The following is a 19,893-nucleotide window of genomic DNA, read 5'->3' as shown; positions in this document are numbered from 1 at the left end:
GCTCAGTAAGGTGTCGGTGTAGCGTGCGTGGCATGGCACAGGCAGCAGCGCACCCGGCACCGACCGGGCAGACGACCCCGGGACCCGCGCCCCTCGCGCGGGCGGCCGTCGGGGACAGCGAGTTCGACCGGGACACCGCGGTCGTCCGTCGCGACGAAGGCGTCTACGACGCGGAGCTCTCCGCCGGGTGGACCATCATCCACGCGGTCAACGGCGGCTACCTGCTGGCCCTGATGGGCCGCGCGCTGGGCGACGCGCTGCCGCACCCCGACCCCTTCTCGGTCACCGCGCACTACCTCACCGCCTCCGTACCCGGCCCCGCCGTCATCCGTACCGAGGTCGTCCGCGCCGGGCGCACCCTTTCCACCGGCCAGGCGACCCTCTACCAGTACGCCGAGGACGGCAGCGAGGTCGCCCGCATCCGGGTGCTCGCCACCTACGGCGACCTCGACGCCCTGACCGGCGAGGTCCGCACCACCGCGCTCCCGCCCGCCATCCCGCCGTACGACCAGTGCCTGGGGGCCGAGTCGGGCAGCGACGTGATCCCCGGCAGCTCCGCCATCACCGAGCGGCTCGACATCCGGCTCGACCCCGCGACGGTCGGCTGGGCGCTGGGCAAGCCGTCCGGCAAGGGAGAGATGCGCGGCTGGTTCGGTCTGGCGGACGGCCGCGACCCGGACCCGCTCTCGGTGCTGCTCACCGTCGACGCGCTGCCGCCGACCTCGTTCGAGCTCGGCCTCAAGGGGTGGACCCCCACCGTCGAACTCACCGTCCACGTCCGCTGCCGCCCGGCCCCCGGCCCGCTGCGCGTCGCCATCACCACACGCAACCTCGCGGGCGGCCTTCTGGAGGAGGACGCCGAGGTCTGGGACAGCGCGGACCGGCTCGTCGCCCAGTCCCGCCAGCTCGCCCGGGCACCCCGGGACTGACCGCGCCACGCGCGGCCCGCAGCGCCGACCCGACCCGTCCGGTGGACCGCCGGACGGGTCCCGTGCTGTCCGGGGGCTCCTCCCGCCGGACCTGTGCGCGGGGGAGCGGCGAGCGCCGGCACGGCTCCTGACGCGCCGTTTGCTCCCGGCGGCTCCCGGGTACCCGGACTCAGCGCCGAGCGGCGGTGCAGCAACGCCGCACCCCAGGAGGCAATGCCCATGAGTCACACCGACGGAACGAGTCTCGGGACCATCACCACCAAGGTCCCCGCCCGCCTGGACCGACTGCCCTGGTCCCGATGGCACTGGATGATCGTGATCGGCCTCGGGACGGTCTGGATCCTGGACGGTCTGGAAGTGACCGTCGTCGGGAACATTGCCAGCCGGCTGTCCGAGGACGGCAGCGGACTGCCGATCACCGACGCCCAGGTCACCGGCCTCGCGGCGGCCCTCTACGTCGCCGGAGCCTGCTCGGGCGCCCTCTTCTTCGGCTGGCTCACCGACCGCTTCGGCCGCAAGAAGCTGTTCCTGATCACCCTCGCGGTCTATCTCCTGGCCACTGCGCTGACGGCGCTCTCGTTCTCGGTCTGGTGGTTCTTCCTCTTCCGCTTCTTCACCGGCTTCGGCATCGGCGGCGAGTACGCGGCCATCAACTCCGCCATCGACGAACTGATCCCGAGCAAGTACCGGGGCCGCGTCGACCTGATCATCAACGGCAGTTACTGGCTGGGCGCGATGGGCGGCGCGCTGCTCTCCGTCCTCGCGCTCAACACCGACATCTTCCCGAAGGACATCGGCTGGCGGCTCACCTTCGCCCTCGGAGTGGTCCTCGGTCTGGTCATCCTGCTCGTCCGCCGGCACGTGCCCGAGAGCCCTCGGTGGATGTTCATCCACGGCCAGTCGGAAGGGGCGAATCGGATCGTCGACGAGGCGGAGGCGGAGGTCGAGAAGGAGAAGGGCCGGCCCCTGCCCGAGGCGGAGACCGCGATCACCATCGAACAGCGGCGCAGCATCGGCTTCGTGGAGATCGCCCGTACCCTCTTCCGCGACTACCCGAAGCGGGCGACGCTCGGTTTCTCGCTCTTCATCGGCCAGGCGTTCCTGTACAACGCCATCACCTTCGGGTTCGGCTCGATCCTGGTGAAGTTCTTCGACGTCTCCAGCGGGACGACCGGGTACTTCTTCGCCGTCATCGCCTTCGGCAACTTCCTCGGCCCGCTGCTGCTCGGCCGGCTCTTCGACACCTGGGGCCGCCGCCCCATGATCGCGGGCACCTACATCCTCTCCGGCGCCCTGCTCTTCGGTACCGCGGGACTGTTCGGCGCCGGGGTGCTCACCGCCGCCACCATGACCCTCTGCTGGTGCGTGGTGCTGTTCTTCGCCTCGGCCGGGGCGAGTTCGGCCTACCTGACGGTCAGCGAGATCTTCCCGATGGAGACCCGGGCGATGGCGATCGCCTTCTTCTACGCCATCGGTACGGCGGCCGGCGGCATCTCCGGACCGCTGATCTTCTCCGGGCTCACCGCGAGCGGCGTCGTGGGCGACGCGGTCATCGCGTTCTGCATCGGAGCCGCGCTGATGGTGGCCGCCGGGCTGGTCGCGGTCTTCTTCGCGGTTCCCGCCGAGCGGAAGTCGCTGGAGGACATCGCCACCCCGCTCTCCGCGCGCGAGGGGGAGCAGTCGTAGAGGCTGTCCCGTCGGCCCCTCCCGTCCCCGGCGTCGTGGGGCGGGAGGGGCCCTTCGCCGACCCGGCCCTGCCGGTACTCAGCCGCCGTCCACAAGGGGCGTCCGGCCTTCGTCGTCCAGCCAGTGGCGGCGCCCCAGGGTGATCAGGCGCAGGCGGCGCCGCGCCAGCCGCACGACCTCCTCCTCGGTGCCGGGAGCCGCGTCCAGGAGCGCGGAGGCGGTGATCACCATGTGATCGACGTGCAGCCCGCCCAGCATCAGCAGGTCCTCCCGGCACCAGCCCGTCGACTCCGCCTCCCCGGCCAGCGCGTCGGCCACCTCCGTCACGAACAGGGCGAGTTGCTCCGCTATCGCCGCGCGGACCTCGGCCACCCCGCCGTGCCGCTCCCGGGCGATGAAGCGGAAGTGCGCGGGTCGCGCCGCCACATGGCCCGTGATGGCCGCGACGCTCCGCTCCAGCCGCTCCTCGCTGATCCACGTCCCGGCGAGGATCTCGCCGATCAGGCCGTGCAGGCTGCCGAGCGTCTGGTCCACCAGTGCCACGCCGAGGGCGGCCGTGTCCTCGAAGTGACGGTAGAAGGCGGTGGGGGTCACCCCGGCCGCCCGCGTCACCTCGCGCAGGCCGAGGCCGCTCAGGCTCTGGTGCTCCAGGAGCTGGAGGGCGGCGTCCAGCAGGCACTGACGTGTCCTCAGCTTCTGGGCCTGACGGGTCCCGGTGGTGTGACTCATGCCATTCAGTAAACAACTGTTCTCCGGTTCGGGGGAGCCCTCGGGGAGGGGCATGGGTTTAGACTGAGCAGTCAGTGAACATTCGTACTCTCACAGGGTGCGGAAGCCGGTGCCCGCGCCACCGGGGCGCGCCCCGTGGTCCGTACGACTCCGACGATCAGAAAGGCCGCCCATGCTCGCCCTCGTCGCCGCACTGCTCCTCTTCGGGATCGTGCTCGGGACGGTCGCCCACCTCCCGGTCGCGCTGACCCTGGCGTCCGCCGCCGTGATCGGCTGCTGGCTGATCGGCTTCGCGGTCCGCGAGCGCCGGTCCCACTGAGCCGCCGCCGGTCCCGCCGGGTCCCGGGCAGCCGCCGCCGGTCCTGTCGAGCCGGCGCTCCCACCGAGGCGCCGCCGGTCCCACCGAGCCGCCGCCGCACCCCCCTTTCGCGAAGATCCCGCCTCCGGCCGAAGGAGCTCGCACCATGGCCCTCTTCCCGCTCGTCGCCCCCGCCCTCCGCCCCGGCCGCCGGGCCGCCCTCGGGGCCCGGCCCGCCGTCACCGGGGAAGCCGTCGGCGGGGCGCGTACCCGTGACGCGGACGGGCTCGCCGTCGCCTCGTTCGTCCTCGGCCTGCTGGGCCTGCTCGTGTTCAACCTGCTGTTCGGTCCGGCCGCCGTCGTCATGGCGCTGATCGCGCTGGCCCGGTCCACCGAGCGGCGCGGGAGGGCCCTTCTGGGGCTGGCGCTGGGCGTCGCCGACCTCGTCGTCCTCGCCGTAGTGGTCACCGCTCACGGGGTGGTGGCCTGGGGCTCGTAGAATCGGACGCACCATGGCATATCTCGACCACGCCGCGACCACGCCGATGCTTCCGGAGGCGATCGCGGCGATGACCGCACAGCTCGCCGCGACCGGTAACGCGTCCTCCCTGCACGCAGCCGGGCGCCGGGCCCGTCGTACCGTCGAGGAGTCCAGAGAGACCCTCGCCGACGCCCTCGGCGCCCGCCCCAGCGAGGTGGTGTTCACCTCGGGCGGCACCGAGGCGGACAACCTCGCCGTGAAGGGCCTCTACTGGGCCCGCCGCGACGCCGACCCCCGGCGTACCCGGGTGCTGGCCGGTCCGGTCGAGCACCACGCGGTGCTGGACGCGGTCGACTGGCTCGCCGAACACGAGGGCGCGACCGTCGAGTACCTCCCCGTCGACCACTACGGCCGGGTGCACCCCGAGGCGCTGCGCGAGGCGGTCCTCCGGGACCCCGACGACGTGGCGATGATCACCGTCATGTGGGCCAACAACGAGATCGGCACCATCATGCCGGTCCGTGAACTCGCCTCCGTGGCAGCTGAGTTCGGTATCCCGATGCACGCCGACGCGGTGCAGGCGTTCGGGCAGCTGGAGGTCGGCTTCGCCGACTCCGGGCTCGCCGCGATGACGGTCAGCGCGCACAAGATCGGCGGGCCGTTCGGCATCGGTGCCCTGCTGCTGGGCCGCGCCCACGCCCCCGTACCCGTACTGCACGGAGGAGGCCAGGAGCGGCGCGTGCGTTCCGGCACCCTCGACGTGCCCGCCGTCGCCGCCTTCGCCGTCGCCGGTGAACACGCCGCCCGTCACCGCGAGGAGTTCGCCCGCCGCGTCGGAGGGCTCCGCGACGATCTGGTCGCGGCCGTGCTGGAGGCCGTCCCGGACGCGGTGCTCGGCGGCGATCCCGCCCCCGGCGGCCGGCTCCCGGCCAACGCCCACTTCAGCTTCCCCGGCTGCGAGGGCGACTCGCTCCTGCTGCTGCTGGACGCCCAGGGCATCGAATGCTCCACCGGTTCCGCCTGCACCGCCGGGATCGCCCAGCCCAGCCACGTCCTGCTGGCCACCGGCACCGATCCCGACCTGGCGCGCGGCACCCTGCGCTTCTCGCTCGGCCACACCTCCACCGCCGAGGACGTCGCCGCCGTGGCCCGCGCCATCGGCCCCGCCGTCGAACGCGCCCGCACCGCCGGACTCAGCTGAGGGACCGCCCGGCCCGGGTGTTCAGGCCGCGCGTCCCGAGGCCGCCCGCCGTATCAGTTCGATGTACCGGTCCCAGTCCCAGTGCGGCCCGGGGTCGGTGTGGTCCGTACCCGGCACCTCCACGTGCCCGATGACGTGCTCCCGGTCGACGGGAATGGCGTACCGCCCGCAGACCGAGGCCGTCAGCCGCGCGGAGGAGGCGTACATCGCGGCGGTGAAGTCCTGCGGCCGGTCCACGAACCCCTCGTGCTCGATGCCGACGCTCCGCTCGTTGTACGCGCGGTTGCCCGCGTGGTACGCCACGTCCAGCTCCCGGATCATCTGCGTCACCGACCCGTCCTTGCCCACGACGTAGTGTGCGGCCGCCTGGTGCGCGGGGTCCTGGAAGACCCGCACCGCACTCGCCAGACTGCCCTGCGTGACATGGACGACCACCCGGTCTATCCGGTAGTCCTCGGGGCGGTCCGCGCGCCGCCAGTTCGCCTCGGAGGCCGCCGTCCAGCGGGCCTGGGCGTAGTCCAGCTCGCCGGGGGTGCGCGGCTTCTCCACGCCCGGCAGCCGCCACCAGGCGTGTTTCAGCTCGTCCCGCGCCAGAGCGGCCGCCGTGACCGCCGCCGCCATGGCCGAGCCGCCGATCAGCAGGGTGCGCCGGCTCACACCGTCCGCGGTCCCGTCCGGACCGGACGGGCTGCCTCCCGAGGTTCCCATGACAGCTGCAACGCATATCCGCGAGCGATCGGTTCCCGGAGCCCCGTACTCTGGACGGGCTATGACTCAGACTTCCCAGCGCCCCCTGCGCGTGCTCGCCGCCATGTCCGGCGGAGTCGACTCCGCCGTCGCCGCCGCGCGCGCCGCCGAGGCGGGGCACGACGTGACCGGTGTGCACCTCGCCCTCTCCGCGAACCCGCAGTCGTTCCGAACCGGAGCGCGCGGCTGTTGCACCATCGAGGACTCCCGGGACGCCCGCCGCGCGGCGGACGTCATCGGCATCCCGTTCTACGTCTGGGACCTGGCGGAACGCTTCCGCGAGGACGTCGTGGAGGACTTCGTCGCGGAGTACGAGGCCGGGCGCACGCCCAACCCCTGCCTGCGCTGCAACGAGAAGATCAAGTTCGCCGCGCTGCTCGACAAGGCGCTCGCCCTGGGCTTCGACGCCGTGTGCACCGGCCACTACGCCACCGTCGTGCTGAAGGAAGACGGCAGCCGCGAACTGCACCGCGCCTCCGACATGGCCAAGGACCAGAGCTACGTCCTCGGGGTGCTGGACGAGAAGCAGCTCGCCCACGCGATGTTCCCGCTCGGCGACACCCTCACCACCAAGGAAGAGATCCGCGCCGAGGCAGAGGCGCGCGGACTGGCCGTCGCCAAGAAGCCCGACAGCCACGACATCTGCTTCATCGCGGACGGCGACACCCAGGGCTTCCTGGCGAGCCGGCTCGGCGGCAAGGCGGAGGGCGACATCCTCGACGAGGCGGGCGCCAAGCTCGGCACCCACGACGGGGCTTTCGGGTTCACCATCGGCCAGCGCAAGGGTCTCCGCATCGGCCACCCCGCCCCGGACGGGAAGCCCCGCTACGTCCTGGACATCTCCCCGGTGAACAACACCGTCACGGTCGGCCCGGTGGAGGCCCTCGACGTCACGGCGCTCACCGCGATCAAGCCGCGCTGGTGCGGCACCGCCCCGACGGGCCCCGGCACGTACACCGCGCAGCTGCGCGCCCACGGAGGCGAGAGCGAGGTCACCGCCGAGCTGACCGACGGCACCCTGCACGTCTCCTTCGCCGAGCCGGTGCGCGGGATCGCCCCCGGCCAGGCGGTCGTGCTCTACGACGGCACCCGGGTCGTCGGGTCCGCCACCATCGCGACCACCGTCCGGCGCGAGACGGCCCCGGCCGTCTCCTGAACGCGGCTGGACGCGGGGGAGCCCGGTGACCGGCCCGCCCGGCCGGCCGCGGGGCTCCGCTCCACCCTCGCGGGACGAGACCCGGGCGGCGCATCCACGACCGGGGCCCCGGGCGGCGGAGTCAGGACTGGGGGACGAGCCCCCGGCGGGCGAAGAAGTCCGAAAGGACCGGGGCGAGCACCTGCGGGGAGAGTTCCCTGGTCTGGCCGCTGAGCGTCCGGTGCCGGGCGTCGGGGATCGCCTCGGCCAGCGCCATCGCCGTCTCCCGCACCGGGCCCGCGCTGAATCCGCCGCTGACGACCAGCGTGCGAGCGGTCACCGCCGCGAACCGCTCCAGCGGGGGAGTCCCGTCCCCGAGCAGGACGTCGTCGTACTCCAGCGTGTGGGCCAGCGCCTCCAGCCCCGCCCACAGCGGCGCCCGGCGCATCCGCGCCACGGTCTCCGGCGGCACGCCCGTCCGCGCCAGGAAGAGCTCCACCGCCCCGCCCCGGTCCCCCGCCGTCAGCCGCTCCCGAAGCTCCGCCGTGCACCGCGCCTTGTACGCGAGCCCCTCCGCGCCCGGGGTGTAGGGCGGCTCGAAGACGGCCAGCACCTCCATGGGCACGCCCGCCGCCTGCGCCTCCAGCGCCAGCGCCCCGCCCGACGACATGCCGAACACCGCCACCGGCCCGTCCGCCGCGCCGACGACCGCCGCGAGATCCTCGATCTCCCGGTCCGGCACGTACGGACCGCCCGGTCCGGCACCGCTACGGCCCCGGCCCCGGCGGTCGTACGTCACGACGGTGAAGCGGTGCGCGAGCAGCGCGGCCAGCGGGCCCTCGGTCGCGGCGGTGCTCAGCGCGCCCCCGACCAGCACCACCGGCGCCCCGTCGCCCTGTCTGCGGTGGGCGATCGGGGTGCCGTCCAGCGAGAGAATCCTGTCCATGGGAGGGCAGACCCCCGGCGCCCGGAGAACTCATCGCAGCCGGAGAGGATTTTTCGGCAGGACCCGAAGCAGGCTCAAAAAGCCTGCTGGTTCGGTCGATTGGTGATCAATCAGTGACATTCTCGGTCTCGTAGAAGCAGAAGTGGTCCTTGATCGCCGCCACTCCAGGCTTCGGATCGAGGTAGGCCCAGACGAGATCGGCCGCCCCGGGCAGCGACCAGTAGGAGGCGTCTCCCTTGAACGGACAGTGCGTCCGGGTCCCGGAGGGCGTCAGCAGTTCGGTACGGACGTCCTCGGGCGGCAGGTAGTAGCGGACCGGGCAGCCGGTCTCGCGCAGCACGAGCGGCCGTCGGCTTTCGGCCAGCACCTGCCCGTCGCGGACGACGCGGACGTGGTCGGTCCCGGACTCGACGGTGATGCGGTGTCCCTCGGCGGAAGTCATGTCCGGTGCAGCGGACGGGGCGCCGGTTTTCTTCCCGTACCGCTCCCGCCCCGGGGCGCGTCGGGCCCGGCCCGCTCGTCGCCGTACGGTGTCGTCATGAACATCTGTGTCTTCCTCTCCGCCGCCGACCTCGACGACCGCTACACCCGCCCCGCCCGGGAATTCGCCGAGCTGCTCGGACGCGGCGGGCACACCCTCGTCTGGGGCGGCTCGGAGAGCGGGCTGATGAAGGTCGTCGCCGACGGCGTGCAGGAGGCGGGTGGCCGCCTGGTCGGGGTGTCCGTGGAATTCATGGCGCACCAGGCCCGGAAGAACGCCGACGAGATGGTCTTCGCCCGCGACCTCGCCGAACGCAAGGCGCTGCTGCTGGAGAAGGCCGACGCCGTCGTGATCATGGTCGGCGGCATGGGGACGCTCGACGAGGCCACCGAGATCCTGGAGCTCAAGAAGCACGGCAAGCACACCAAGCCGGTGGTCCTGCTGAACGCCGACGGCTTCTACGACGGCCTGCGGCAGCAGTTCCTGCGGATGGAGGAGGAGGGCTTCCTCCCGATCCCCCTCACCGACCTCGTCTTCTTCGCCGAGGACGGTGTCGGCGCGCTCGCCTACCTGGAAGAGTCCGCGGGTCAGCTCTGACCCCGGCCCACCCGGCCCGCCCACCCGGCCCACCCGGTCCAGCGCGCCCGGCCGGTGCCGGCGCGGGACCGGGTGGGATCATGGAGCCCATGCCTACCCACCTCATCACCGGCGCCGGTTCCGGCATCGGAGCAGCCGTCGCCCGCCGCCTCCACGACCGGGGCGACGACCTCGTCCTGCTGGCCCGCGACGCGGGCCGCGCCAAGGAACTGGCCGCCCTCCACCCCGGGGCCCGTACGCTCGTCGGTGACCTGGGCAACCCCGACCGGCTCTCCTGGGCTTTCGGCCAGCAGCCGATGCCCGAGAGCCTCGACTCGCTGCTGCACATCGCCGGCGTGGTCGAGCTGGGGAACATCGGCGACCTCACCCCGAAGGCCTGGCACTTCCAGCTCAACGCCAACCTCGTCGCCCCCGCCGAACTGACCCGGCTGACACTGCCGCAGCTGCGCGTCGCCCGGGGGCACGTCGTCTTCGTCAACTCCGGCGCCGGCCTCTCCGCGTCCGCCCAGTGGGGCGCGTACGCCGCCAGCAAGCACGGCCTCAAGGCGCTCGCCGACTCGCTCCGCCACGAGGAGCACGGCAACGGCGTCCGCGTCACCTCGGTCTACCCCGGCCGCACCGCGAGCCCCATGCAGGCCAAGGTCCACCAGCAGGAGGGCAAGGAGTACGACGCCGCGCGATGGATCGACCCCGAGTCCGTGGCCACCACGATCCTCATGGCGATCGACCTCCCGCGCGACGCCGAGGTCAACGACCTGACGGTCCGCCCCGGCCGCTGACCCGGCGGGTCCCCCCGGGGCCCGGCCCGCCCCTGGGGACCGGGGCCGCCGCCCCGGGACCGTACGCTTCCCGGGTGAGCGAGAAGAGCAGGTTCAGCGAGTGCGCGGCGACCGGGGTCGGGTCCATGCCCGGAGGCGACGCGCGGGAGACGGCGAAGACCGTCACCGGGTCCTTCGCGGACGGCCAGGGCATCCCCCACCTGGCGGAACTCCCCGCCCGGGGCCCCGGCGCGGACATGATCGGACGGACCGTCGGACTCCTCGTGGAGATGTACGGGCACGTCGAGCCCAGCGGCTGGCGGATCAGCGACCGCCCCGGCCGCGACACCCGCCGCGCCCGCTCCTGGCTCGGCGAGGACCTCGACGCCCTGGAGGAGTTCACCCAGGGGTACGAAGGGGTGCTCAAGGTCCAGGCCGTGGGGCCGTGGACGCTCGCCGCGGCCCTGGAGCGGCGCAACGGCGAGGCCGTCCTCGGTGACCCCGGCGCCTGCCGCGACCTCGCCGGATCGCTCGCCGAGGGACTGAGGGCCCACCTCGCCGAGGTGCGCCGCCGGATTCCCGGCGCCGACGTCGTGCTCCAGCTCGACGAACCGTCCCTGACCGCCGTACTCGGCGGCCGGGTCAGGAGCGCGAGCGGCTACCGCACCTACCGCTCCGTGGACCGCCAGATCGTCGAGAGCGCCCTGCGCGACCTGCTCGCCGTCGCCGGGGACGGCGCGGGGCTCGTGCACTCCTGCGCCCCCGGCGTCCCCTTCGCCCTGCTGCGGCGGGCCGGGGCCGCCGCGGTCTCCTTCGACTTCTCGCTGCTCACCGAGCGTGAGGAAGAGGCGATCGGAGAAGCGGTGGAGGGGGGCACCCAGCTCCTCCTCGGCATCGTGCCGGGCACCGACGCGGCCTCGGCCGGATTGTCCGATCCGGGCGGTAGCGTCATGGGAGTCAGGAAGCTGTGGAGCAGGCTGGGGCTGAATCCGGGGACTCTCGCCGAGTCCGTCGTGCTCACCCCGTCGTGCGGCCTCGCGGGTGCCTCGCCCGCGTACGCCCGCGCCGCGCTCGCCCACTGCGCCCGGGCGGCGCGGTCCCTCGCGGACAACCCCGAGTGACGGGACGCGCGGCGCGGCCCTGACCCGGGGCACCGCGCCGCGCACCCCGCACCATGCGAGAGACCACGCGAGAGACACCCCCCAACGGGAGGACGGGACGATGGCCGGCACCGGCGACGAGCACATCCAGCAGGACACGGCGGTGCCCAGCGAGGCACGGGAGCGGCACGCCCTCGTCGCCGAGCAGATCGAGGATCACCGCTTCCGGTACTACGTCCGGGACCAGCCGGTCGTCAGCGACGCCGAGTTCGACCTGCTGATGCGCGAACTGGAGGCGTTGGAAGAGGCCCACCCCTCGCTGCGCACCCCGGACTCACCGACACAGAAGGTCGCCGGGCCGTACATCACCGAGTTCACCTCGGTGACCCACCGCGAGCGGATGCTCTCCCTGGACAACGCCTTCGACGACCTGGAGCTGGCCGCCTGGTTCGAACGCGTCGCCAAGGACGTCGGCTCCACCGGCCACTCCTTCCTCTGCGAGCTGAAGGTGGACGGCCTCGCCGTCAACCTCACCTACGAGCACGGCCGGCTGACCCGTGCCGCCACCCGGGGCGACGGCGTCACCGGCGAGGACGTCACCCCCAACGTCCGCACCATCGCCGAGATCCCGCACCGGCTCAAGGGCGACCGCGTCCCCGCGCTGGTCGAGATCCGCGGTGAGGTCTTCTTCCCCATGGAGGACTTCGAAGGGCTCAACGCCCGCCTGGTGGAGGCCGAGGACAAGCCCTTCGCCAACCCGCGCAACGCGGCGGCGGGTTCGCTCCGCCAGAAGGACCCCAAGGTCACCGCCTCGCGCCCGCTGCACATGGTGGTCCACGGCATCGGCGCCCGCGAGGGCTTCGACATCGACCGCCTCTCCCACGCCTACGAGCTGCTGAGCGAGTGGGGCCTGCCCACCGCCCGGCACAACAAGGTCGTGGACACCCTCGACGGCGTAGTCGACTTCATCCGGTACTTCGGCGAGAACCGGCACTCCGTGGAGCACGAGATCGACGGGGTCGTCGTCAAGCTCGACGAGATCCCGCTCCAGGGCCGGCTCGGCTCCACCGCCCGCGCCCCGCGCTGGGCCATCGCCTGGAAGTACGCCCCGGAGGAGGTCAACACCAAGCTGGTCAACATCCGCGTCGGAGTCGGCCGCACCGGCCGCGTCACCCCGTACGCCCAGGTCGAGCCCGTGAAGGTGGCGGGCTCCGAGGTCGAGTTCGCCACCCTGCACAACCAGGAGGTCGTCAAGGCCAAGGGCGTCCTCATCGGTGACACCGTCGTGCTGCGCAAGGCCGGTGACGTCATCCCGGAGATCCTCGGCCCGGTGGTGGACCTGCGCGACGGCACCGAGCGGGAGTTCGTCATGCCCGCCGAATGCCCCGAGTGCGGCAGCCCGCTCAAGCCGGCCAAGGAGGGCGACGTCGACCTCCGCTGCCCCAACGCCCGCTCCTGCCCGGCCCAGCTCCGCGAACGCGTCTTCTACCTCGCCGGCCGCAAGTGCCTCGACATCGACCACTTCGGTTACGTCGCGGCTGCCGCCCTGACCCAGCCGCTGGAGCCCGCCGAGCCGCCGATGCTCGACGAGGGCGACCTCTTCGGGCTGACCATCGAGCGACTGCTGCCGATCCGCGCCTACGTCCTCGACCCGGCCAGTGGACTGCCCAAACGCGACCCGAAGACCGGTGAGGAGAAGACCGCCCTCGTCTTCGCCAATCAGAAGGGCGAGCCGAAGAAGAACGCGCTCGCCATGCTGGAGGGCATCGAGGCGGCCAAGCAGGCCCCGCTGGCCCGGCTGCTGACCGGACTCTCCATCCGGCACGTCGGCCCGGTCGCCGCACAGGAGCTGGCCCGCCAGTTCCGCTCCGTCGACGCCATCGACACCGCGACCGAGAAGGAGCTGGCGGACGCCGACGGCGTCGGCGACATCATCGCCGCCTCCGTCAAGGAGTGGTTCGCCGTCGACTGGCACCGGGAGATCCTGCGCAAGTGGCGGGAGGCCGGGGTCCGCATGGAGGACGAGAGCACCGGCGAGGACGAGGGCCCCCGCCCCCTGGCAGGGCTCACCGTCGTCGTCACCGGCACCCTCGCCGGGCACACCCGGGACGGTGCCAAGGACGCGCTGCAGAGCCGGGGCGCCAAGGTCACCGGCTCGGTGTCGAAGAAGACCTCCTTCGTCGTCGTCGGCGACAACCCGGGCTCCAAGTACGACAAGGCGATGCAGCTCAAGGTGGCCGTGCTCGACGAGGCCGGGTTCGCGGTCCTGCTCGACGAGGGCCCCGAGGCGGCCCGCGCGGCGGCGCTGCCGTCCGAGGGAGCGTGAGCGGGGCGGCTCCGGGGCATCGGACCACACCGTGACGTGACGGTGTCCCGGCAGGCACCACCCGTTCGGACCACGGCGGACGCGGGGGACCCGTCCGTCGAGGCCGGAGGAGCGACGCGGGCCGCTGAACATGCGCGCCGCACGTCGAAGAACCGTTCGCATACTGGACATACAGGGGTGTTCCGACGGTGCGGCGAGGTGTCGTGACCGCCGTCGCGCACCGGCCGGGAATCACGGGAGCGCCCCAAAGGCGCGGAGCGCTGCCCCGGAAGCTCCCGGCGTCCTACTGTTGGCACCTGCGCCCTCCGTGCACGGCTGCGTGGCGGGAGCGGGCCGTGGTGGCATGGGAGCGGGGGCCACCGTGTGACGTCGTCACCGCAGGCTGTGAGAGGGACGGAATGAAGCCGACCGAGAGCGCCGTACCGGTGTCGCGGACGCAGGGTTTCGCGGGCCTCACGCCGAAAGGGGGGGCCCTGCTCGTGGCGCTCGCCGCCGTACAGCTCGTCACGGGCCTCGGCCGTGTCCTGCGCGACGGCGACGCCCTCTTCCCGGACGGCACCGCGGGCTGGTCCCTCGCCGTCCTGACCGGTGTCATCGTCGGTCACCTGGTCGCCCTCGGACGGGACCGGTGGTGGGGCGGTACCGGCTCCGGTTCCGCGCTGACCCTCGCCGTCCTGCTGCTGTACGGCTGGGTGCCCGCCGGACTCGTCAGCGTGATCGTCGTCGTCCTCGTCGGCGTCGCCCGACGCCACCGCTGGCAGCAGGGCCTCCTGCACGGCGCCGTGGACATACTCGGCATCGGTGCCGCGGCCCTCGTGCTCGCCGCCTTCGGAGTCGCACCCAGCGTCGAGACCCCCTGGCAGCCACTCGACTGGGGCATCGACACCTTGCCGGCCGTGGTGCTCTGCGCCGGCACCCACCTCCTCGTCACCCGCGCCCTCCTCTGGTACGCCCGCGCCCCCCAGGGCGGCGGACTGCCGACCATCGCCCGCACCGCACTGCTGCGCCAGGGACTCGTCGCCGTCGCGCTGCTCGGCATCGCCCCGCTGATCTGCGTCGTGGCGATGACCATGCCGGTCCTCCTGCCGCTCTTCGCCGTGCCGCTCATCGCGCTGGACTCCACGCTCTGGATCGCCCGCGCCCGCGCCGAGGAGCAGCTGCGCGACCCGCTGACCGGACTGCCCAACCGGCAGTGGCTGCTCCAGCGGATCTGGTCCGCGCTGGAGGAGGCCGAACCCCTCGGCAGCCGCTCCGCCCTGGTCCTCATCGACCTGGACCGCTTCCGTGCCGTCAACGACACCCTCGGCCACCTGGCCGGCGACCGGCTGCTCCTCCAGATCGCGGACCGGCTCCGGCTCGCCCTGCCGCGCGGCGCGGAGGCCGCCCGCCTGGGCGGGGACGAGTTCGCGGTGCTGCTCCCGCACGCCGAGTCCACCACCAGCGCCCAGCGCGTCGCCCGGCACCTGGTCGCCGAACTCTCCTCGCCGCTGGACCTCGACGGACTCACCCTGGTGCTGGAGGCCAGCGCCGGGGTCGCCGTCCACCCCGAGCACGCGCAGGACGCCGAGGGGCTGCTGCGCCGCGCGGACGTCGCGATGTACCAGGCGAAGCGCGACCGCACGGGCGTGGAGGTGTACGAGTCCAAGCGGGACAGCAACACCCCGGACCGCCTCGGCCTGCTCGGCGACCTCCGCCGGGCGCTGGACGCGGGGGACGTGGAACTGCACTACCAGCCCAAGGTCCGCTTCGACGGCCAGGTGGCCGGGCTCGAAGCCCTGGTCCGGTGGGTGCACCCCGAGCGCGGCCGGGTCCCCCCGGACGAGTTCATCGCCATCGCCGAGACGTCCGGGCTGATGCCGCACCTGACGGAGTACGTCCTGGAGACCGCGCTGGCCCAGGTCGCCCGCTGGCGGGCCGAGGGCCTCTTCGTGCCCGTCGCCGTCAACGTCTCACCGAGGGACGTCCACACCCCCGGGTTCGCCGGCGGTGTGGCCGCCCGGCTGGCCCGCCACGGGGTTCCGGCCGGCTCTCTCCAGCTGGAGATAACGGAACACGTGCTGCTGGAAGACCCGCAGCGCGCGGCCGACACCCTCGCCGGACTCACCGGACACGGCGTGAAGATGTCGCTGGACGACTTCGGCACCGGGTACTCCTCCCTCGTCCATCTGCGCCGGCTGCCGGTGAGCGAGCTCAAGATCGACCGGTCGTTCGTGGCCCGGCTCGCCGTCGACCAGGAGGACGCGGAGATCGTCCGCTGCACGATCGACCTCGCCCACTCACTCGGACTGCTGGTCGTCGCGGAGGGCGTCGAGGACGACGAGACCTGGGAGCGGCTGCGGGACCTGCGCTGCGACGCCGTACAGGGCTGGCTGGTGGCGGCCGCGATGCCGCCGCAGGAGGCGACGGCCTGGCTGCGGGCGCGCGGCGAACACGGCTGGCGGCGCCCGGCCGAACTGAAGGCCGCGGCGGCAGCGGCGGCAGCCACGGCGACGGTGACGGCGGCGAAGGTGACAACGGCACCGGCGAAGGTGACGGCGGCACCGGCGAAGGTGACGGCGGCACCGGCGAAAGTGACAACGGCAGCGGAACCCGAGCAGCGCCCGTCGGGCCGCGCCGTGAACTCCGGCCCGGCCCCGGCCTGAGGCGGCGTACGGGCGGGCACGGGCGGCGTACGGGCGGGGCCGCACCCCGCCGGGTGCCGGGGCCCCGGCACCCGGTGGCGGAGGCGTGTGCGGGCGACCCCATAGGATTGGGCCAAACCGACTTGGCCAATCCTGTTGGCCGATGCGACACACCGTAGCCACACACCCCAACCCCTGAGGATCGCTGCATGCCTGGCATCACGCGCGAGGAGGTCGCCCACCTCGCCCGGCTGGCGCGTCTGGAGCTGAAGGGCGAAGAGCTCGATCACTTCGCCGGTCAGCTCGACGACATCATCGGCGCGGTCGCCCGCGTCTCCGAGGTCGCCGACCAAGACGTACCGCCGACCTCCCACCCGCTGCCGCTGACCAACGTCATGCGGGCCGACGTGGTCCGCCCGTCGCTCACCGCCGAGCAGGCGCTCTCCGGCGCTCCCGCCCAGGAGCAGCAGCGTTTCAAGGTGCCGCAGATCCTGGGGGAGGACTAACAGCCATGACGGACCACAGCACCATCATCAAGCTCACCGCGGCCGAGATCGCGGCGGCCATCGCCTCCGGCGAACTCACCGCCGTCGAGGTCACCGAGGCCCACCTGGCCCGGATCGAGGCCGTCGACGAGAAGGTCCACGCCTACCTGCACATCGACCGCGAAGGCGCGCTCGCGCAAGCCCGCGCCGTCGACGCGAAGAAGGCCGCAGGCGAGAAGCTCGGCCCGCTGGCCGGCGTCCCGCTCGCGCTGAAGGACATCTTCACCACGAAGGACATGCCGACCACCGTCGGCTCCAAGATCCTCGAAGGCTGGGTCCCGCCGTACGACGCGACCCTCACGCGCAAGCTGCGCGAGGCCGACGTCGTCATCCTCGGCAAGACCAACATGGACGAGTTCGCCATGGGGTCCTCCACCGAGAACAGCGCCTACGGCCCGACCGGCAACCCGTGGGACCTCACCCGCATCCCCGGCGGCTCCGGCGGCGGTTCCTCCGCCGCGCTCGCCTCGTACCAGGCACCGCTGGCCATCGGCACGGACACCGGCGGCTCGATCCGCCAGCCCGCCGCCGTCACCGGCACCGTCGGCGTCAAGCCCACCTACGGCTCGGTCTCCCGCTACGGCATGGTCGCCTTCTCGTCCTCCCTCGACCAGGGCGGCCCCTGCGCCCGTACGGTCCTGGACGCGGCCCTGCTCCACGAGGCCATCGCCGGGCACGACCCGATGGACTCCACCTCCATCGACGCCCCGGTCCCGCCGGTCGTCGAGGCCGCCCGCAACGGCTCCGTCGCGGGCCTGCGCGTCGGCGTCGTCAAGCAGTTCTCGGGCGAGGGCTACCAGGCCGGTGTCGTCCAGCGCTTCGACGAGTCGGTCGAGCTGCTCCGTTCGCTCGGTGCCACCGTCGTCGAGCTGGACTGCCCCTCCTTCGACCTGGCGCTCTCCGCGTACTACCTGATCGCGCCGTCCGAGTGCTCCTCGAACCTGGCCCGCTTCGACGCCATGCGCTACGGCCTGCGGGTCGGCGACGACGGCACGAAGTCCGCCGAGGAGGTCACCGCCCTCACCCGTGAGGCCGGCTTCGGCGACGAGGTCAAGCGCCGCATCATCCTCGGTACGTACGCCCTGAGCTCCGGCTACTACGACGCGTACTACGGCTCGGCGCAGAAGGTCCGCACCCTCATCACCCGCGAGTTCGAGAAGGCGTTCGAGGAGGTCGACGTCATCGTGTCGCCGACCACCCCGACCACCGCCTTCCCGATCGGCGAGCGCGCCGACGACCCGATGGCGATGTACCTCGCGGACCTCTGCACCATCCCGACGAACCTCGCCGGCAACTCCGCCATGTCGCTCCCCTGCGGCCTGGCCCCCGAGGACGGCCTGCCGGTCGGTCTCCAGATCATCGCCCCGGCGATGAAGGACGACCGGCTCTACAAGGTCGGAGCCGCCGTCGAGGCCGCCTTCGTGGAACAGTGGGGTCACCCGCTGCTTGAGGAGGCTCCGTCGCTGTGAGTGCCATGGCAAAGAAGGCCAAGAACTTCAAGAAGTCCAAGACCGGTCTGTACGTCTCGCTGGGCTCCACCGCCTTCGGTGCGATCAGCGTCGCCAAGCAGGCGAAGCTGGCGCGCAACGACAACGACGTGCTCCGGCTCATCGACGCGGCCGTCTCCGCCGCGGCGATCGTGACCGGTCTCGCGATCCTGTACCGCGAACTGAAGCGTCTCGGCGACGACGACGTCCTGCTGGGCTGAGAGGGAAAGTTTCACCGTGACTGTCATTGACCTGGTGTCGTACGAGGACGCTCTCGCGACGTACGACCCCGTCATGGGCCTCGAAGTCCATGTCGAGCTGGGCACCAAGACCAAGATGTTCTGCGGCTGCTCCACCGAGCTCAAGCAGGACGCCAACTCGCAGACCTGCCCGGTCTGCCTCGGTCTGCCCGGCGCACTCCCCGTCGTCAACGAGATCGGCGTCGAGTCCGCCATCAAGATCGGCCTCGCGCTGAACTGCGAGATCGCCGAGTGGTGCCGCTTCGCCCGGAAGAACTACTTCTATCCGGACATGCCGAAGAACTTCCAGACCTCCCAGTACGACGAGCCGATCGCCTTCGACGGCTATCTGGACGTCCAGCTGGAGGACGGCGAGATCTTCCGCGTGCAGATCGAGCGCGCCCACATGGAGGAGGACACCGGCAAGTCGACGCACGTCGGCGGGGCCACCGGCCGCATCCACGGCGCCTCGCACTCGCTGCTCGACTACAACCGCGCCGGCATCCCCCTCATCGAGATCGTCACCAAGCCGATCGAGGGAGCGGGCGCCCGCGCCCCCGAGGTCGCCAAGGCGTACGTCGCCGAACTCCGCGAGCTCATCAAGGCGCTCGGCGTCTCGGAAGCCCGCATGGAGATGGGCCAGATGCGCTGCGACGTGAACCTGTCGCTGCGCCCGAACGGCACCGAGACCTTCGGTACCCGCTCCGAGACGAAGAACGTGAACTCCCTGCGTTCCGTCGAGCGTGCCGCCCGGTTCGAGATCCAGCGGCACGCGGCGGTGCTGAACTCCGGCGGGAAGATCGTGCAGGAGACCCGGCACTTCCACGAGGAGGACGGCTCCACCACGGCCGGCCGCATCAAGGACAACGCCGAGGACTACCGCTACTTCCCGGAGCCGGACCTGGTGCCGGTCGCCCCGGCCCGCGCGTGGGTCGAGGAGCTCCGCAAGGGACTCCCCGAGCTGCCGCGCGTGCGCCGCAACCGGCTCCGCGAGGAGTGGGGCGTCTCCGAGTTCGACATGCAGTCGATCCTCAACGCCGGTGCCGTCGACCTGATCGTCGCCACCACCGAGGCGGGCGCCCCGTCCGACCAGGCCCGCAAGTGGTGGATGGGCGAGCTGGCCCGCAACGCCAACGAGACCGGCCGCGGCCTCGACGAGCTGCCCATCACCCCGGCGCAGGTCGCCCGGGTGACCGAGCTCGTCGCCTCGGGCGACCTCAACGACAAGCTGGCCCGTCAGGTCATCGAGGGCGTCCTCGCGGGCGAGGGCGACCCCGACACCGTCGTCGAGAAGCGCGGCCTCAAGGTCGTCTCGGACGAGGGCGCGCTGTCCACGGCCGTGGACGAGGCCATCGCGGCCAACGCGGGCATCGCGGACAAGATCCGGGCCGGCAAGGTCGCGGCGGCGGGCGCGCTCGTCGGCGCGGTCATGAAGGCGACGCGCGGCCAGGCCGACGCCGCCCGGGTCCGCGAGCTGATCCTGGAGAAGCTCGGCGTCGAGGGCTGACCCTCCCGGTCGGCTCCCGCCGGCGACTTCGACCGCACGAAGGGGCGACGCATCCGGTACCGGGTGCGCCGCCCCTTCGC

Annotated in this window: 19 protein-coding genes; 15 read left to right on the top strand and 4 right to left on the bottom strand. The window is 72.5% G+C overall.

What is annotated here, in order from left to right; all coding sequences use genetic code 11:
• Window positions 1-32 precede the first annotated feature (32 nt).
• Window positions 33-929, top strand: coding sequence for an acyl-CoA thioesterase domain-containing protein (locus OHT52_RS07090; RefSeq protein WP_328719280.1), 897 nt, complete (start codon window positions 33-35; stop codon window positions 927-929).
• Window positions 930-1,148: 219 nt separating this feature from the next.
• A complete protein-coding gene (locus OHT52_RS07085) occupies window positions 1,149-2,615 on the top strand; it encodes an MFS transporter (protein ID WP_328719279.1) in 1,467 nt (488 codons plus the stop codon).
• Between the two features lie 78 nt (window positions 2,616-2,693).
• Here the strand turns inward: OHT52_RS07085 and OHT52_RS07080 are convergent, their stop codons facing one another.
• Complete coding sequence (locus OHT52_RS07080; protein ID WP_328719278.1) at window positions 2,694-3,344, bottom strand: TetR family transcriptional regulator; 651 nt, start codon at window positions 3,342-3,344, stop codon at window positions 2,694-2,696.
• Between the two features lie 172 nt (window positions 3,345-3,516).
• Between OHT52_RS07080 and OHT52_RS07075 the strand changes: the two genes are divergently transcribed.
• From OHT52_RS07075 to OHT52_RS07065, 3 genes are all read left to right on the top strand, one after another.
• The gene (locus tag OHT52_RS07075) at window positions 3,517-3,663 is read left to right on the top strand and encodes a hypothetical protein (protein WP_328719277.1); all 147 of its coding nucleotides are present in this window, start codon (window positions 3,517-3,519) and stop codon (window positions 3,661-3,663) included.
• Between the two features lie 145 nt (window positions 3,664-3,808).
• Window positions 3,809-4,141: a DUF4190 domain-containing protein gene (locus tag OHT52_RS07070; protein ID WP_328719276.1), complete on the top strand. Its 333-nt coding sequence runs from the start codon at window positions 3,809-3,811 to the stop codon at window positions 4,139-4,141.
• A gap of 13 nt (window positions 4,142-4,154) precedes the next feature.
• Window positions 4,155-5,324: a cysteine desulfurase family protein gene (locus OHT52_RS07065; RefSeq protein ID WP_328719275.1), complete on the top strand. Its 1,170-nt coding sequence runs from the start codon at window positions 4,155-4,157 to the stop codon at window positions 5,322-5,324.
• Window positions 5,325-5,345: 21 nt separating this feature from the next.
• Here OHT52_RS07065 and OHT52_RS07060 read toward each other — a convergent pair whose 3' ends face one another.
• The gene (locus tag OHT52_RS07060) at window positions 5,346-6,032 is read right to left on the bottom strand and encodes an N-acetylmuramoyl-L-alanine amidase (RefSeq protein WP_328719274.1); all 687 of its coding nucleotides are present in this window, start codon (window positions 6,030-6,032) and stop codon (window positions 5,346-5,348) included.
• Between the two features lie 61 nt (window positions 6,033-6,093).
• Between OHT52_RS07060 and mnmA the strand changes: the two genes are divergently transcribed.
• Entirely contained in the window at window positions 6,094-7,227 is a 1,134-nt protein-coding gene (gene mnmA, locus OHT52_RS07055; protein ID WP_328719273.1) for a tRNA 2-thiouridine(34) synthase MnmA, read from the top strand.
• Window positions 7,228-7,348: 121 nt separating this feature from the next.
• Here the strand turns inward: mnmA and OHT52_RS07050 are convergent, their stop codons facing one another.
• Entirely contained in the window at window positions 7,349-8,152 is an 804-nt protein-coding gene (locus tag OHT52_RS07050; protein WP_328719272.1) for an alpha/beta fold hydrolase, read from the bottom strand.
• 106 nt (window positions 8,153-8,258) lie between these two features.
• Complete coding sequence (locus OHT52_RS07045) at window positions 8,259-8,594, bottom strand: DUF427 domain-containing protein (RefSeq protein WP_328719271.1); 336 nt, start codon at window positions 8,592-8,594, stop codon at window positions 8,259-8,261.
• A gap of 96 nt (window positions 8,595-8,690) precedes the next feature.
• Between OHT52_RS07045 and OHT52_RS07040 the strand changes: the two genes are divergently transcribed.
• The 9 genes from OHT52_RS07040 (at window position 8,691) to gatB (ending at window position 19,813) form a co-directional block, all read left to right on the top strand.
• The gene (locus OHT52_RS07040) at window positions 8,691-9,230 is read left to right on the top strand and encodes a TIGR00730 family Rossman fold protein (RefSeq protein WP_328719270.1); all 540 of its coding nucleotides are present in this window, start codon (window positions 8,691-8,693) and stop codon (window positions 9,228-9,230) included.
• An 89-nt stretch (window positions 9,231-9,319) separates the two neighbouring features.
• On the top strand, window positions 9,320-10,009 hold the full coding sequence (locus tag OHT52_RS07035) for an SDR family oxidoreductase (RefSeq protein ID WP_328719269.1): 690 nt from the start codon (window positions 9,320-9,322) through the stop codon (window positions 10,007-10,009).
• 74 nt (window positions 10,010-10,083) lie between these two features.
• Window positions 10,084-11,109: a methionine synthase gene (locus OHT52_RS07030; RefSeq protein WP_328719268.1), complete on the top strand. Its 1,026-nt coding sequence runs from the start codon at window positions 10,084-10,086 to the stop codon at window positions 11,107-11,109.
• A gap of 100 nt (window positions 11,110-11,209) precedes the next feature.
• Window positions 11,210-13,414: an NAD-dependent DNA ligase LigA gene (ligA, locus tag OHT52_RS07025; RefSeq protein WP_328719266.1), complete on the top strand. Its 2,205-nt coding sequence runs from the start codon at window positions 11,210-11,212 to the stop codon at window positions 13,412-13,414.
• Between the two features lie 398 nt (window positions 13,415-13,812).
• Window positions 13,813-16,056 (top strand): putative bifunctional diguanylate cyclase/phosphodiesterase, encoded by a 2,244-nt coding sequence (locus OHT52_RS07020; protein ID WP_328719265.1) that lies wholly within the window; start codon window positions 13,813-13,815, stop codon window positions 16,054-16,056.
• 188 nt (window positions 16,057-16,244) lie between these two features.
• On the top strand, window positions 16,245-16,541 hold the full coding sequence (gene gatC / locus OHT52_RS07015; RefSeq protein ID WP_266709411.1) for an Asp-tRNA(Asn)/Glu-tRNA(Gln) amidotransferase subunit GatC: 297 nt from the start codon (window positions 16,245-16,247) through the stop codon (window positions 16,539-16,541).
• Window positions 16,542-16,546: 5 nt separating this feature from the next.
• Entirely contained in the window at window positions 16,547-18,049 is a 1,503-nt protein-coding gene (gene gatA / locus OHT52_RS07010) for an Asp-tRNA(Asn)/Glu-tRNA(Gln) amidotransferase subunit GatA (RefSeq protein WP_328719264.1), read from the top strand.
• Between the two features lie 5 nt (window positions 18,050-18,054).
• The gene (locus tag OHT52_RS07005; protein WP_073727053.1) at window positions 18,055-18,288 is read left to right on the top strand and encodes a hypothetical protein; all 234 of its coding nucleotides are present in this window, start codon (window positions 18,055-18,057) and stop codon (window positions 18,286-18,288) included.
• Between the two features lie 16 nt (window positions 18,289-18,304).
• Complete coding sequence (gatB, locus tag OHT52_RS07000) at window positions 18,305-19,813, top strand: Asp-tRNA(Asn)/Glu-tRNA(Gln) amidotransferase subunit GatB (protein ID WP_328719263.1); 1,509 nt, start codon at window positions 18,305-18,307, stop codon at window positions 19,811-19,813.
• Window positions 19,814-19,893 lie beyond the last annotated feature (80 nt).

Source organism: Streptomyces sp. NBC_00247 (assembly GCF_036188265.1).
Taxonomy (GTDB): domain Bacteria; phylum Actinomycetota; class Actinomycetes; order Streptomycetales; family Streptomycetaceae; genus Streptomyces.
Note: the sequence above shows the minus strand (reverse complement) of the source record. Positions and strands in the feature narration are given on the sequence as shown.

Bases quoted from the DNA above. Each gene is read 5' to 3' on its own strand.
- OHT52_RS07075 (WP_328719277.1), top strand. From the start codon at position 3,517: ATGCTCGCCCTCGTCGCCGCACTGCTCCTCTTCGGGATCGTGCTCGGG.
- ligA (WP_328719266.1), top strand. From the start codon at position 11,210: ATGGCCGGCACCGGCGACGAGCACATCCAGCAGGACACGGCGGTGCCC.
- gatC (WP_266709411.1), top strand. From the start codon at position 16,245: ATGCCTGGCATCACGCGCGAGGAGGTCGCCCACCTCGCCCGGCTGGCG.
- gatA (WP_328719264.1), top strand. From the start codon at position 16,547: ATGACGGACCACAGCACCATCATCAAGCTCACCGCGGCCGAGATCGCG.
- OHT52_RS07020 (WP_328719265.1), top strand. From the start codon at position 13,813: ATGAAGCCGACCGAGAGCGCCGTACCGGTGTCGCGGACGCAGGGTTTC.
- OHT52_RS07035 (WP_328719269.1), top strand. From the start codon at position 9,320: ATGCCTACCCACCTCATCACCGGCGCCGGTTCCGGCATCGGAGCAGCC.
- OHT52_RS07080 (WP_328719278.1), bottom strand. From the start codon at position 3,344: ATGAGTCACACCACCGGGACCCGTCAGGCCCAGAAGCTGAGGACACGT.
- mnmA (WP_328719273.1), top strand. From the start codon at position 6,094: ATGACTCAGACTTCCCAGCGCCCCCTGCGCGTGCTCGCCGCCATGTCC.
- OHT52_RS07060 (WP_328719274.1), bottom strand. From the start codon at position 6,032: ATGGGAACCTCGGGAGGCAGCCCGTCCGGTCCGGACGGGACCGCGGAC.
- OHT52_RS07070 (WP_328719276.1), top strand. From the start codon at position 3,809: ATGGCCCTCTTCCCGCTCGTCGCCCCCGCCCTCCGCCCCGGCCGCCGG.
- OHT52_RS07085 (WP_328719279.1), top strand. From the start codon at position 1,149: ATGAGTCACACCGACGGAACGAGTCTCGGGACCATCACCACCAAGGTC.
- OHT52_RS07065 (WP_328719275.1), top strand. From the start codon at position 4,155: ATGGCATATCTCGACCACGCCGCGACCACGCCGATGCTTCCGGAGGCG.
- OHT52_RS07090 (WP_328719280.1), top strand. From the start codon at position 33: ATGGCACAGGCAGCAGCGCACCCGGCACCGACCGGGCAGACGACCCCG.
- OHT52_RS07005 (WP_073727053.1), top strand. From the start codon at position 18,055: ATGGCAAAGAAGGCCAAGAACTTCAAGAAGTCCAAGACCGGTCTGTAC.
- OHT52_RS07045 (WP_328719271.1), bottom strand. From the start codon at position 8,594: ATGACTTCCGCCGAGGGACACCGCATCACCGTCGAGTCCGGGACCGAC.
- OHT52_RS07050 (WP_328719272.1), bottom strand. From the start codon at position 8,152: ATGGACAGGATTCTCTCGCTGGACGGCACCCCGATCGCCCACCGCAGA.
- OHT52_RS07040 (WP_328719270.1), top strand. From the start codon at position 8,691: ATGAACATCTGTGTCTTCCTCTCCGCCGCCGACCTCGACGACCGCTAC.